Annotated in this window: 15 protein-coding genes; 11 read left to right on the plus strand and 4 right to left on the minus strand. The window is 44.3% G+C overall.

The features are described 5' to 3' along the window. Positions 1-69: 69 nt before the first annotated feature. A complete protein-coding gene (locus tag QNH15_RS08245; RefSeq protein ID WP_283893973.1) occupies positions 70-429 on the plus strand; it encodes an SET domain-containing protein in 360 nt (119 codons plus the stop codon). A 54-nt stretch (positions 430-483) separates the two neighbouring features. Here the strand turns inward: QNH15_RS08245 and QNH15_RS08250 are convergent, their stop codons facing one another. Both QNH15_RS08250 and QNH15_RS08255 read right to left on the minus strand, forming a co-directional pair. Then, positions 484-1,716, minus strand: a complete 1,233-nt coding sequence (locus QNH15_RS08250; protein WP_283893975.1) for an MFS transporter — start codon at positions 1,714-1,716, stop codon at positions 484-486. A 77-nt stretch (positions 1,717-1,793) separates the two neighbouring features. After that, entirely contained in the window at positions 1,794-2,270 is a 477-nt protein-coding gene (locus QNH15_RS08255; RefSeq protein WP_283893977.1) for an Lrp/AsnC family transcriptional regulator, read from the minus strand. 185 nt (positions 2,271-2,455) lie between these two features. On the opposite strand from QNH15_RS08255, the gene QNH15_RS08260 reads away from it, so the two are divergent. The 6 genes from QNH15_RS08260 to QNH15_RS08285 all read left to right on the plus strand — a co-directional run bounded on the left by QNH15_RS08260 (position 2,456) and on the right by QNH15_RS08285 (position 9,516). Beyond that, positions 2,456-3,364, plus strand: coding sequence for a DMT family transporter (locus tag QNH15_RS08260; protein ID WP_283893979.1), 909 nt, complete (start codon positions 2,456-2,458; stop codon positions 3,362-3,364). Positions 3,365-3,438: 74 nt separating this feature from the next. After that, a complete protein-coding gene (locus QNH15_RS08265) occupies positions 3,439-5,196 on the plus strand; it encodes a helix-turn-helix domain-containing protein (RefSeq protein WP_283893981.1) in 1,758 nt (585 codons plus the stop codon). Positions 5,197-5,305: 109 nt separating this feature from the next. Further along, entirely contained in the window at positions 5,306-6,610 is a 1,305-nt protein-coding gene (locus QNH15_RS08270; RefSeq protein WP_283893983.1) for a Zn-dependent hydrolase, read from the plus strand. Positions 6,611-6,638: 28 nt separating this feature from the next. Then, entirely contained in the window at positions 6,639-7,823 is a 1,185-nt protein-coding gene (locus tag QNH15_RS08275) for an amidohydrolase (protein ID WP_283893985.1), read from the plus strand. 20 nt (positions 7,824-7,843) lie between these two features. Then, on the plus strand, positions 7,844-8,044 hold the full coding sequence (locus QNH15_RS08280) for a DUF3311 domain-containing protein (RefSeq protein WP_283893987.1): 201 nt from the start codon (positions 7,844-7,846) through the stop codon (positions 8,042-8,044). Continuing rightward, positions 8,041-9,516, plus strand: a complete 1,476-nt coding sequence (locus QNH15_RS08285) for a sodium:solute symporter family protein (RefSeq protein ID WP_283893988.1) — start codon at positions 8,041-8,043, stop codon at positions 9,514-9,516. The genes QNH15_RS08280 and QNH15_RS08285 overlap by 4 nt, the downstream gene beginning before the upstream one ends. On the opposite strand, the gene QNH15_RS08290 is transcribed toward QNH15_RS08285, so the two are convergent. Further along, positions 9,511-9,966 carry an SgcJ/EcaC family oxidoreductase gene (locus QNH15_RS08290; protein ID WP_283893989.1) on the minus strand — a complete coding sequence of 152 codons (456 nt, stop codon included), beginning with the start codon at positions 9,964-9,966 and terminating at the stop codon, positions 9,511-9,513. The genes QNH15_RS08285 and QNH15_RS08290 overlap by 6 nt on opposite strands. 186 nt (positions 9,967-10,152) lie before the next feature. On the opposite strand from QNH15_RS08290, the gene QNH15_RS08295 reads away from it, so the two are divergent. From QNH15_RS08295 to QNH15_RS08305, 3 genes are all read left to right on the plus strand, one after another. Beyond that, positions 10,153-10,284: a hypothetical protein gene (locus tag QNH15_RS08295; RefSeq protein ID WP_276203837.1), complete on the plus strand. Its 132-nt coding sequence runs from the start codon at positions 10,153-10,155 to the stop codon at positions 10,282-10,284. A gap of 306 nt (positions 10,285-10,590) precedes the next feature. Further along, positions 10,591-10,926, plus strand: coding sequence for a hypothetical protein (locus tag QNH15_RS08300; protein WP_283893990.1), 336 nt, complete (start codon positions 10,591-10,593; stop codon positions 10,924-10,926). A 127-nt stretch (positions 10,927-11,053) separates the two neighbouring features. Further along, complete coding sequence (locus tag QNH15_RS08305) at positions 11,054-11,464, plus strand: hypothetical protein (protein WP_283893992.1); 411 nt, start codon at positions 11,054-11,056, stop codon at positions 11,462-11,464. 46 nt (positions 11,465-11,510) lie between these two features. Here QNH15_RS08305 and QNH15_RS08310 read toward each other — a convergent pair whose 3' ends face one another. Next, entirely contained in the window at positions 11,511-11,939 is a 429-nt protein-coding gene (locus tag QNH15_RS08310; protein ID WP_283893993.1) for an acyl-CoA thioesterase, read from the minus strand. 203 nt (positions 11,940-12,142) lie between these two features. Between QNH15_RS08310 and QNH15_RS08315 the strand changes: the two genes are divergently transcribed. Then, positions 12,143-12,685 (plus strand): helix-turn-helix domain-containing protein, encoded by a 543-nt coding sequence (locus tag QNH15_RS08315; protein ID WP_283893995.1) that lies wholly within the window; start codon positions 12,143-12,145, stop codon positions 12,683-12,685. The last annotated feature ends 67 nt before the right edge of the window (positions 12,686-12,752 follow it).

Consider the following 12,752-nt stretch of genomic DNA (forward strand, 5'->3'; position numbering starts at 1 on the left):
TTTCCGTACCTGACCTTTGCTTAAGGAATAGTATAGGGTATCACGGGAAAAGAGAAGGGTTGTGAACTAATGATTAAAGTAGGGCGTTCACAGTTTGGCAGAGGTATATTTGCAACCCGCGATATAAAAAAAGGAGAGCTGATTCATGAAGCTCCCGTCATAGCGAGTCCGAAAGAAGAATGCAAATATATGCTGAAAACGGTATTGGCAGACTACGTATTCAATTGGGATGACGGATACGCCATCGCTTTGGGATATGGATCCTTGTTTAACCATTCGTACAAACCAAATGCCAGGTATAAATTAAAAAAGAAGGACTTGGTTATTCGGTTTTATGCCTATAAAGACATTGCAGCCGGAGAGGAAATCCTCGTCAACTACAATGGCGATCCAACAGACAAACAGAAGTTATGGTTTGAACCGAAATAAATTTCTCCAGACGAAAGCCCCTTAATCAAACGATCAAGGGGCTGTTTCTTGTTTCTATTTCGTGTGGCTTTGCGAAAAAGAGGGACTGCTTGAGTGCTGTTGCTTTTGAAGGTTCGAATTTTGCCAATCCGACCGCCATGCCACAGCCATTGCGATCAAGAGAAATACTCCGGTCACAAGGAAAACGCTGTGAACGGTAAAAATGCCTCCGATGAATCCGCCGAGCATTGGACCAATCATTCCTCCGATTTGGTTGGCCGTCTGGTTCAATCCGAAGGCTCTTCCTCTGAAATCATCAGGTGTTACTTTTACGACAAGGCCATTAATGGCGGGGAATACCGCACAGAAGAAAATGCCGTAGACAAAGCGGATGATGGAAAATCCCCAGATGTCGTGAAACAGCAGCTGAGCGAGAGTACCAATCCCGCCTCCAAACAGCCCGATGATCAATACGGTGCGAAATCCGATTCTGTCTCCAAGCTTGCCCCAAAAGGCTCCGAACAAGACACTGGCAATCCCGGGCAACGAAAAGATAACCCCCGCCAAAAAGGAGACATTATGCTCAGCGCTTCCCAGTTTTTTTATATACAACGGAAGGACAGGCTCTATGGTCATAAGAGAACATACGGTGACCATCGTAAGCAGCAATACGATCATAAACGGGCGGTTAGAAGCTGCGGTTTTAATATCCTTCGTGACCGATCCTTTCACCTTACTGGGAGTAAAGTTGTCTTCAGTCACTAAGAAGATGACGAGCAGGGTAGAAATGAGCACCATGAAGCCACCGCTCGCAAAGGACCACCGGTTTCCGACGAGCGCTGAAATACCCCCACCAAGCAACGGGCCAACAATACCGCCCGAAGCCGTTGCCGTAGAAATCATTGCCAGAGCGTAGCCGACATGTTTTTTGGGGGTATTGGTTCCGATCAATGCAATGGAACCAGGTATAAATCCGGTCAACAGCCCCTGCATAATTCTTAAGGCCAGAAGCTCATAGGCATTGGTAACAAAGGCGGTAAGCGTATAAATCACAAAGAGTGCAATTCCTGCGCGGATGATCATTGGCTTTCGGCCATACCGATCCGCAAGCAAACCCCAATAAGGGGAAGAGATGGCGCCGGCTAAAAAAGCGGCACTGAACAACACTCCTGACCAGATTTCGATATTTTCACGCACACCGATCTGCAGAAGAAAGAGAGGCAAAAACGGAATGACCATTGAATAACTGGCCGAGGTAAAAAATACACCGATCCATAACACCCACATATTTCTTTTCCAACGTTCCACTAACATCCACTTCTTTCGCTCTTAATTAACATTTAGCTATTATAGCATTAAAGTTTATGAAATAACCTGCGAAAGTCTTACTCTTTTTTTCCAAGAGGAAGCGTGGTGGAATGCTTGATTTCTTTTAAAGCCAGGCTGGTCTGAATTCGGGAAATGCCAAGCTTGTTTAATTTTTTTATAAAGCTTTCCAAATCCTTGCGCCCTTTATTGGCAACTTTTAAAAGGTAATCATATTCTCCTGTCAGGCAATAGCATTCCAGCACTTCCGGCATGTCATGCAAGGCCGTTTCCAGCACCTCTAGCTTGTCGGTTTGATGAAGGTTGGTGCTGATAAAAATAAAGCAGAGCAAGTCGAACCCGAGTTTCTCCTGATTGAGAATAGCGACTTGGCGTTCGATATAGCCTTCCTGGGTCAGCCGTTTAATCCTCATATGGACAGCCGGAGGGGATAAATTAATCCGCTTTGCAAGCTCGGCATTACTGATCCCGTCCACTGTTTGCAGGATATTTAAAATCTGCAGGTCCACGCTGTCCAACGCTCTGATTTCATCCATTTTTTCACTTCCTAATTTTATTTAGCAGAAATAGGTAAGGTTGGCATTTTAAATTAATATAATTTATAAATTTAGATATAATTATGAACTTTATTTTAATTATACCATATTTCTGAAAATATTATTATTGAAATTAATATTTCGTGTTAACATTTTAAATAAATGATTGCAGGGAGTGTTTCATTGTGCCAATGATCTATGTATGGCTACTTCTGTTAACAAGTTTGTTCTGGGGTGGCAACTTTGTAATCAGTAAATCGCTGGTCGGTCATGCTTCGCCGATGACATTGACCAGTTTACGGTGGATGATTGCGATCGTATGTCTTTTTCCGATTGTATGGCGGAAAGAGAAGAGACTGCTGCCTCCAAAAGCAGCGATCATTCCTATTTTCTTGATGGGCATGACGGGCGTTGTTCTTTTTAATGTGTTTCAGTTTGTGGCACTTCATGAAACAACGGCTACCAATGCAGGGTTAATCTCTACGTTAAATGCGATTTCCATTGCCGTATTTTCTTCTGTTTTCTTAAAAGAACGATTGAATAAGCTGCAGTTTCTGGCCATGCTTCTATCACTTTCAGGTGTTCTTCTCGTTTTGACGAAAGGAGAGCTTCATTCTCTTCTATCCCTGACATTTAACAGAGGTGATCTATGGATGGTGGGAGCCGTATGTATCTGGGGAATCTATTCGGTATTAAGCAAGTGGGCTACGATGAAAGCTTCTCCTCTGATCTGTACGCTGTATTCCGGTGTGTTCGGCCTGATCATTTTACTCCCGTTTAATGCGGGGGACTTTACGGTAACAGAATGGAATGCTTCCTTTACTTTATCTCTGCTTTATACAGGTGTGGTCTCAACGGTTTTATGCATGCTTTTTTGGAATATTGGAGTGCAAAAGCTCGGGGCTGGTGCATCGGGAATCTTTTTGAATTTCAATCCTGTTTTTACGTCTGTACTTGCGTATTTCCTGTTAGGTGAGCAACTGACATGGATACAGGGAGCCGGCAGCTTGCTGGTTATCGGGGGCTGTCTTCTCTTTTCATTAGTTAAGAACGTTTCTATAGAAAAAATAAAGCAACAAGAGTCTTTGGCATAAGAAGGTTCCGTAAGCGGCCGAGTTTGCCTATAATAGGTGACAAGCTACTTATTGAGTGAAGGAGGTGCCCGCTTTTGGAATCGGAAAAGCAATTAATGAGTTTAATCAATGCGGCCCGTGTCCTGACGTCCACGCTGGATCTGGACAAGGTGCTGCATCAACTCATGCAGGAAGTCGTACGGGTGATTGAAGGAGCGAATTCCGGCATTCTGTTCATTTATGATGAAAACAGGAATAAGCTCGTCGTAAAAAGCGGGATCGGCTTTGACCTGGGGTACCTGCAAAAAATAGCGCTCGATGTGCATGAAGGGATGACGGGTAAAACCTTTAGTACAAAAAAGGGGCAAATCTTCCGGCATATGAGGGATACAACGCGGGCGATGGAGAATATCCAAAGCGAGAATCAGAATCTGTTCAATAAAGCGGTCGGTGCCCATCAATATCCGTTGAGCACTATTTGTGCACCGCTTTTGTCCAAGGAAGGCTGTATTGGTGTACTGACCATCGACAGTTTTTCTGAAGAGGTTTATTTCAATTCACGTGATCTTCTGCTTTTGGAAACCTTCGCGGCGCAGGCGACCATCGCGATTGAAAATGCCAGTCTGTTTGCTCATCAGGAGCGATCAGAACGCATTCACTCGGAAATGGCTGCAGCCTCCTTGTCCCATACAGGGATGAAGGGAATCAACACGACTCTTTCGCGGCTCGTCCAAAAAGAAACATGTGTGTATAATGAGCACCTTGAGATCGCGGCAAGTTCTTCAGATGAAGCAGAAAACAGGGGCAATGGACTCAGAGTCCATCACGGAGAAGAGCTAAAAGATGTTATGTATAATCTTCACGGGATCTCCGCCCGGCATGAAGCAGACGGGACTGCTTTTTATATGTTTCCTATACAAACGGATACCATCACCATCGGAATTCTCGTTGTATTTGCCATAGATCTGGACACACTTGATCAGCTTGCGATTGATTTGGGCTGCAGTTTATTTGCCCGTGAGATGATGGGGCAGGAGCGCATAAGAACCGATCTCTATAACTATGAAGGGTATCTTCTTGAACAGCTGTTCGATCAAAGAATAGATATGTTTTCTCTCCCCCAGCGAAGTCTTGTGGGCATTTCGGAAAAAAGCCGGTTTTTGTGCATTAATCTGCTGATTTCCAATGATTTTCTGCCTTTCCATGAACTTAACCGGAAAAGGCAGGTGTTCAATCGGCTGCTATACCGGGAAGTCAAAAATTTACACGATAAAGTTTTGATATTGGACCGAAACATGGAGTATGACTTGCTCGTTATCATCAATGACTCAAGAAACGAAGGTCAAATTCTGGAGGAGTTTATACGATTTTTCAAGAACTTTAACGAAAAAATTCAGGGGCTTATGACGTTTGTTTTTCATGCGGGGCTTGGAAGGGTCTTCGGGCAGATCTCGGAAATTCAAAGCTCTCACCGCGATGCCAAGCGTTGTGCCCAGTACATCCGCTCAACGAATAATGACGAAATCATTTTTTCCTATAAAGATCTAGGAATCTACCGTCTTTTTTTAAAACACGAAAGAGATGAATTGCAGGAATTCGTCAACGATATGATTGGGCCGCTCCTGTCTTATGATGAAAAACATGACTCCGAGCTGTTCAAAACCTTAAAAACGTATATTGAATGCAATCAGAATATGACGTCAACCGCGAAAGCTTCGTATGTTCATCTGAATACGATCAAATACAGGCTGCAGAATATCAGGGAACTGTTGGGAAAAGACAGCATGGAGGGCAAACGGATTTTTGAACTGCAGATGGCCATTTATATGAGAGAGTACTTGGCTTCTTCATAAATTGTCAACATTGGACAAAAAGGGACAATCCTTTTTGTCCTTTTTCTATATATTAATAATTGACTGACTATTCTATACTTTCTAATAACCAAATCGAAGGAGTTTTCATATGGCTGTATTACAAAAAGATAAACTCAAAGAACGACTGTTGGAAAACTACTCGGATGAGCTGGATCATTCCGGGGTTTCAGGGGAAAGGATGGCAAGCCGTCTCTCTCTGTTATCAGAAATCGGAGTCACCACGGACGGCGGATCCTGCAGAATTGGGTTTTCAACAGAAGAACGACAGGCGAAGGAGCTCGTAAAAAGCTGGATGCAGGAAGCTGGCCTGGTGGTCAGAGAGGACGAGGCAGGAAATATCATTGCCGTTTTTGCCGGCATCCATCCAAATGAGCCAGTGGTGCTGTCTGGATCCCATCTGGACAGTGTTCCAAACGGCGGACATTTTGACGGGCCGCTGGGCGTCCTTTGTGCCTTGGAGGTAGCAGAGGCCTGGAAAGAAAGCGGGTACCAGCCGCATCGATCCTATGAAATGATCATCTTTTCGGATGAAGAGGGAGCAAGGTTCAACGGTGGCCTGACAGGCAGCCAAGCCTTTACGGGTGAGCTGAAAATGGAACAGCAGCTCAAGTTGAGAGACGGAGAAGGAAAGCCGTTTGAACAGGTGGTCAGGGAATACGGACTGGCGGCTAACCGTTTTTTAGATGCAAAAAGAGATATTACAGAGATCGCTGCTTTCATAGAGGTACATATTGAGCAAGGGAAGGTCCTGGAGAATAAAGATGTTCCAGTCGGTGTGGTAACAGGCATCGCTGGTCCAAAGTGGATCAAGTTTTCGTTTAAGGGGTCGGCAGACCATGCAGGCAACACACCCATGTATGACAGAAAGGATGCGCTTGTCGCTTCCAGCTGGTTTGTGTATGAGCTTTCAGGCATCCCGAAAGAGGTAAGTCCTACAGCGGTGGCAACAGCGGGGAAAGTGGAAGTTTTCCCAAACGGCATTAATGTGATTCCGGGCCAGGCAGCCGTATATGTCGATATGCGGGATATCAGTGAAGAGTCGGTAGCGACTTTAAGTGAAAAGATTATTCAAAAGGCACAAGAGGCAGCACAATTGCATGGCATTGCGGTTGAATACAATGAAACGCTTGATGTGGCTCCGGTCCCTATTCAAACGGAGATGCAGCATTTGCTCCTGCGGGCTGCGGAAGAGATGAAGCTGACGCCAGTGCTTCTCCCCAGTGGAGCGGCACATGACACCATGGTACTCGCAAGGTATGTTCCTGCGGCCATGCTGTTTGTCAGAAGCCAAGGAGGCATCAGTCACCATCCGGATGAGTGGACCACACTGGATGATTGTGTACAAGCGGTACATGTATTAAAAAAGGCAATTGAATCGTTAGTATCCAGATAGAAAATCAAGAAAAGATGGAGTGATCAGCATGGAAGTACAGACAAAATCAATGGATCTTTTGGTGGATGAAGTAAAAGAAAACGTAGTGAATTGGAGAAGGCACTTGCACGAGCATCCCGAGCTTTCGTTTGAAGAAGTGAATACCTCGAATTTTGTGTACGATGTACTGAAGTCATTTGGCACTATTGAACTGTCGCGTCCGACAAAAACGAGCGTGGTTGGCAGAATTATCGGTTCGAGGCCAGGAAAAGTGCTGGCCATACGGGCGGACATGGACGCTCTTCCTATTCACGAAGAAGTAGAATCCGAGTTTTCTTCCGTTAATCCGGGAGTGATGCATGCCTGCGGACACGATGGACACACAGCCATGCTGCTTGGAGCAGCCTCTGTATTTTCTCAATTAAAAAATGAGATTCAAGGAGAGATTCGCTTTCTCTTTCAGCATGGGGAAGAATTATTCCCTGGAGGGGCCGAGGAAATGGTAGCAGCGGGAGTGATGGATGGTGTTGATACCGTGATTGGAGCGCATCTTTGGGCACCGCTGGAAATCGGCAAAATCGGAATTGTGTACGGAGCGATGATGGCTGCCCCGGATACCTTCACGATTACGGTTAAAGGAAAAGGTGGCCACGCTGCGCTGCCTCATCAGACCGTGGACAGCATTGCGGTTGCTTCTCAAGTCGTGACGAACCTCCAGCACATTGTTTCAAGAAATACGGATCCGCTTGATCAGCTCGTGCTTTCTGTCACAAAATTTATCGGAGGTACAACCCATAACGTGATCCCGGGCAGCGTCGATATCATGGGAACGGTCCGAAGCTTTGATGCCTCACTTCGGGAATCCGTGCCAGCTACCATGGAACGGGTGATCAAAGGCATAACAGAAGCTCACGGAGCAGGATACGAGTTTGGTTATGAGTTTGGATATCGTCCTGTCATCAACGATGAACAGGTGACAGCTGTTATGGAAGAAACGGTACAAGAGCTTTATGGAGAGGAAGCCGTTGACCGTATGAAGCCGAATATGGGCGGAGAGGATTTCTCTGCGTTTCAACAAAAAGCAGCAGGCGCCTTTATTTATATCGGAGCAGGCAATGAGGAAAAAGAAGCGGTATATCCTCATCATCATGCGAAATTTTCCATTGACGAAGATGCACTGGAAAAAGGGGTGCGGATCTTTGCCCACGCAGCAGTTAAGCTGCTGAATTCATAAGAGAAGAAGGAGAGATTGTCATGAGTTTAATCAAATGGCTGGCGCTCATTCCGTTTATCGGGTTGCTCGGCGGTACATATTTTGCCAATAAAGTTACACCGTATATTTTTGGAATGCCTTTTTTACTTGGTTATTGCGTGATATGGGTAGTGATTACAACCGTTATCATGGTGATCATCTATAAGTTGGATCCAAGGAATAGGGAGGAGGATGTACAATGAATGCAGCATTGATTATAATCTTTGCCGTGATGATCATGTCGATTTTTCTCGGAATCCGGGCAAAGAAAGGAAAGGATATGGACCTGGAGCAATGGTCTGTCGGCGGCAGGGGATTTGGAACTATCTTTGTGTTCCTTTTGATGGCAGGTGAAATTTATACGACCTTCACGTTTTTGGGCGGAAGCGGATGGGCTTATGGAAAAGGCGGTCCAACCTATTATATTATCGGGTACGGGTGTCTGGCCTATATTATGTCCTATTTCCTTCTGCCAAAAATCTGGAAGTACGCCAAAGAGAATCGATTATTATCGCAATCTGACTTTTTTGTGAGCAAGTACAAGAGCCCTTATTTGGGTATACTCGTTTCACTTGTTGGCGTTGTAGCCATGATTCCTTATTTTGTTCTTCAACTGAAAGGGCTTGGCATCATCGTTTCAGAATCTTCCTACGGGACGATTTCACCTACAGTCGCGATCTGGATCGGCCTGGCGGTAGTGACCATTTATGTTATGGTTTCAGGAATTCACGGATCGGCCTGGACGGCCGTTGCCAAGGATATTCTCATTCTGGTCGTTGTGCTATTCTTGGGAATTTATCTGCCAATACACTATTATGGCGGCATTCAGCCAATGTTTGAGGCGGTAGAAGCGGCCAAGCCGGGATTCCTGGCACTTCCGGACAGGGGTATGAGTCCATCCTGGTTTGTGACAACTGTCCTTCTGACCGCGCTCGGATTTTACATGTGGCCGCATACCTTTGGTTCCATTTATTCAGCACAAAACGAAAAAGTGTTCAGAAAAAACGCGATTTTTATGCCGATTTACCAACTTGTACTGCTGTTTGTCTTCTTTGTTGGATTTGCAGCCATATTGCAGGTGAAAGGATTGACAGGGGCGGATGCAGACCTTGCTCTGCTCAGACTGTCCATTCAAACGTTCGATCCTTGGGTAATTGGTGTGATCGGAGCGGCGGGAATTTTAACCGCGCTTGTTCCTGGGTCCATGATCCTAATGGCCGCTTCTACCATTCTGGCCAAGAATGTGTACAAAGTGATAAAACCGGATCTTTCCGATGCGCAAGTTACACGTACAGCACGCTATCTTGTTCCGGTTGTTGCCCTTATCGCCGTCTTCTTTACCTTTAAAGGTGGCAACACGCTTGTTGCTCTTCTGTTGATGGGATACAGTCTTGTTACTCAGCTTTTCCCAACCCTTGTGTTCAGCTTGATGAAAAATAATTTTGTGACCAAAGCCGGTGCCTTTGCGGGTATTGGTACGGGTGTGGCAACAGTGACTTATATCACTATCACGGGTAAAACAGTGGGTTCCATTTTTCCTTTTCTGCCACAGGCCATTCAGGACTTTAATGTAGGAATCATTGCCATGATCGTGAACTTGATTGTCTTGTTTGTCGTATCGGCAGTTACAAAATCCACTGCAGTGGTGAATACAAAAACAGAAAAAGCATTATAGGATGGAAGGAGAATGACGTAATTCCTCGGTCATTTGTTCGACAAGATCTGGACGGCCATGGAATTGGGCAGGCGTATTTTGAAAAAGCTGGATTTTCCAGGTGTTATCCTTTTTAACAGCAATAAGGGTTTGATGGGCGTTGAGCGCAGGATTCAACGCCTTTTCCCCGTGAGGTACCATACCTGCTATGGCACGTAAAAGGGCGCTGTTTTCGCTTAACAGTTTGATCGACTTTACCTTGCAGGTAAACGGAGGAGTGGGGTGATCGTTGAATATCGGTGACAAGTGAGTGCGGATGTCTTCCCGGCCAATGATCTGGCTGCCGTCAAATCCAATCATTTCCCCGTCTTTTAAAAATTGTGCGGCCATTCCAACAGCATCTCGGTTGTTCCAGGAAATAATCAGTGTTCGATAAAGCTTCATGATATCTTGCAGGTTTGAAGAATTCATGAATCTACCTCCTTCTTTTCTACCTATAGCTTGCCCTTCCTTTAGGATATCGTCAAGAGCCTGCGTAAAAAAATGGACAGCCCTTTTCTATTAAAAAGGGTGGCTGCACAAGATGATCCTGATAGATTCGCATAAGATGTGGTATAAGGGTCCTCCCTTATTATCCTTGTAAGAGGAGGTGAGGGAATGTCTATTAATCTTGTATCCATCGTTCTTGCATTACTCCTTTTGCTTGCGTTGTTAGTGGCTGTACTCTTGGGAACACCTGAACAGCAAGCAATTATCCGGGATGCATTAACAGCAATTCTTGGTGCTTAAATATAACCATAGAATGATGGTTGTGCCCCTTATATGAATCTTCGGAGACTAGTTCTTCCGAAGATTTTTTGTTTTGATTTCTTTAATGCTTGTGATTGGAAAATCAACGGATAAAACGATAAAATAGGTTTCTACACGAAATGATGGTTATCGTTTTGTTTCCCCAATAACTCCTGATTCTGATGCGGTTTTTGATCGGAATCGTACGAAATAATACGAAAAGAATTTAAAGGAGTAAGGGAGCAAAACGTCAAACCTATCATGTGTAGTTGCCAATTAAAAAAATTTGGTGCAGGAGGGATCAGCATGAAACGCATTGTAACATACAAGCCCAATAAGCCCGACGCAACAGATATTGCAGATATTATTAGAGATGCAGCGGAATACACGAACGAGGATTCATACAGAACGGACTTGCTTTCAGTAAATCATATTAAAATCCTGCTGCATGTGATTGAACTGCTGCAAGAGGAGAAGCAGGAGCAGGTTCAATACGCAGATCGGCATTTAAGAAAATGGAATGAACAATGGGAAGAAGGGGACCTTCGCTTCGTCCCTGAGGTTCTTACTATGCTCAATAGCCTGGTAGAAAATCCATCTCCGCTTTTGGAGCGGGTGGGCAGCTTGGCCTCCCATGAATAAAACGTTTAAAAGCAGCATTCTCATTTCCGGAATGCTGCTTTATTATGCCGTAACATCCTCCGCCTGTTTTGCATAGGCTGTAAAGCAATAGCCCAATTCATATGGGGAACAGAAGGAGCGGATCGGCATGGCAGAGGAAAAGAATCAACCCACTCATCAGGAAGATGAGGCAATGGATGAAAGGAATGAAGCGCTCGACATAAACGGGATCATGAATCTTGCCGGAAGCGTATTGAATAATAAAAAAGACGACGAGGTGCTGGATCTCGGGGGCATGATGATGATGGCGGCAAACCTTCTCAAAGATGAGAATCTTCTCGGAAATCTTGGTTTTGCTCAACAAACCGAATTGTTGGGGGAAGATCAGCCAGACAGCGAAATGGAATGGCTTTCCCGGCAGCTGCATGATTTAACCCTTCAGAATGCGGAATTAAAGGGAGAGCTGGTGGCGATTAAAGAGCAAATTTCTGAAACAAAAGAAGCGATTTCCCGGTTGGTTGAAGCATCTCAAAAGAAACGCTGGTGGCAATTGGGATGAATCGTATGATTGAAAGAAGGAAGGCCAAATCTCAGGTCTTCCTTCTTTATTGTTTTTTAATCTCTTCATATTTTTGAAACCACTCAGGAAAAGCTTTGTTAAACGGCACAGGCCGGAAGTTTGTTCCATTTACTACAATATGAGTCGTTGTTCCGGTTGCACAAAGGTGTTCCCCGTCATCGTTTCTTTTTACAATTTCAAAACCATAGACCGTTTTTGATCGTTTGTTTTCTTCCACCCATGTTTTCACAAACACCTGATCACCAAAGCGAATTGGTTTTTTATAGGTAATTTCAAGGTTGTATACCGGAGCATAGTAGCCTTGTTTCTCCATCTCAAGATAATCAAAGCCGGCATCAGTGATGAGTGCTGATCGGCCTAGCTCCAAAAATTTAACATAGTTCCCATGGTAAATGACACCCATCATGTCGGTATCTGCATAAGTCAGTTGAATCGGTGCAGTTGATATGTACATACTACAGTCTTTCCTTTCTCTGTGAGTAGACGTCTTCTTTATTGTACTTTCTTGACCAAAAAAGAGGGAGCAAATATACTTGTATAGTATTTTCTAATAGGTCTTTTGGCAGAGGAAGTCCATGTTGTGGCATTTAGCCACAGATAATCGTTGTGTTGTCAGTTATTATTAATATAACTCTAAAAAAATAGACGGTGAAATATATGCGGCATTGGTTAGGAAAACTAAGAAAAGATAAAGGACTCACACAGGCATATGTAGCGAGGGAGGCGTTTATTGACAGAAGCTACTATGCCCAAATAGAAAGCGGGAAACGAGATCCAAGTTATGAAGTATCGGCGAAAATCTCAAATGTGCTTGGATTCCATCCTGCCGTTTTTTATTCTGATAGTATAAGCGAGCCATTTAACAGTGCATTGGATAATTCTCCTGTAATTGTGGCTCAATGTGACCTGAATTTACGCTATACGTGGCTGTTTAACTCACATAGTGATTTCAGCAATGAAGAAGCGATCGGCAAACGTGATGATGAACTTGCAGTCAACCAGGGAACGGCAGATTTAATGGAATTAAAGCAACAGGTCATCTCAACAAAGCGGTCAGCCAGAAAGATTATAACCTTTCCCTTATCAAATGGCCAAATCTCCTACGATGTTTATTGTAAGCCATTACTAGGGGAAGATGGAAGTGTAATCGGCGCTGCTACCATTTCAACAGAACTGAGCGGGTATTATACAGAGAAATAATCCTTTGAAGAACCTCTACAGGTTCTTTTTTTAAAATTTTTAACAAATCTGTTGTAAAACCGTTGTT

Source organism: Fictibacillus enclensis (assembly GCF_030123385.1).
GTDB lineage: Bacteria > Bacillota > Bacilli > Bacillales > Fictibacillaceae > Fictibacillus_C > Fictibacillus_C enclensis.

What these genes read in the sequence shown, in the direction of transcription:
- QNH15_RS08245 (WP_283893973.1), top strand. Translation starts at nt 70, where the DNA reads ATGATTAAAGTAGGGCGTTCACAGTTTGGCAGAGGTATATTTGCAACC.
- QNH15_RS08255 (WP_283893977.1), bottom strand. Translation starts at nt 2,270, where the DNA reads ATGGATGAAATCAGAGCGTTGGACAGCGTGGACCTGCAGATTTTAAAT.
- QNH15_RS08270 (WP_283893983.1), top strand. Translation starts at nt 5,306, where the DNA reads ATGGCTGTATTACAAAAAGATAAACTCAAAGAACGACTGTTGGAAAAC.
- QNH15_RS08275 (WP_283893985.1), top strand. Translation starts at nt 6,639, where the DNA reads ATGGAAGTACAGACAAAATCAATGGATCTTTTGGTGGATGAAGTAAAA.
- QNH15_RS08280 (WP_283893987.1), top strand. Translation starts at nt 7,844, where the DNA reads ATGAGTTTAATCAAATGGCTGGCGCTCATTCCGTTTATCGGGTTGCTC.
- QNH15_RS08285 (WP_283893988.1), top strand. Translation starts at nt 8,041, where the DNA reads ATGAATGCAGCATTGATTATAATCTTTGCCGTGATGATCATGTCGATT.
- QNH15_RS08290 (WP_283893989.1), bottom strand. Translation starts at nt 9,966, where the DNA reads ATGAATTCTTCAAACCTGCAAGATATCATGAAGCTTTATCGAACACTG.
- QNH15_RS08295 (WP_276203837.1), top strand. Translation starts at nt 10,153, where the DNA reads ATGTCTATTAATCTTGTATCCATCGTTCTTGCATTACTCCTTTTGCTT.
- QNH15_RS08300 (WP_283893990.1), top strand. Translation starts at nt 10,591, where the DNA reads ATGAAACGCATTGTAACATACAAGCCCAATAAGCCCGACGCAACAGAT.
- QNH15_RS08305 (WP_283893992.1), top strand. Translation starts at nt 11,054, where the DNA reads ATGGCAGAGGAAAAGAATCAACCCACTCATCAGGAAGATGAGGCAATG.
- QNH15_RS08310 (WP_283893993.1), bottom strand. Translation starts at nt 11,939, where the DNA reads ATGTACATATCAACTGCACCGATTCAACTGACTTATGCAGATACCGAC.
- QNH15_RS08315 (WP_283893995.1), top strand. Translation starts at nt 12,143, where the DNA reads ATGCGGCATTGGTTAGGAAAACTAAGAAAAGATAAAGGACTCACACAG.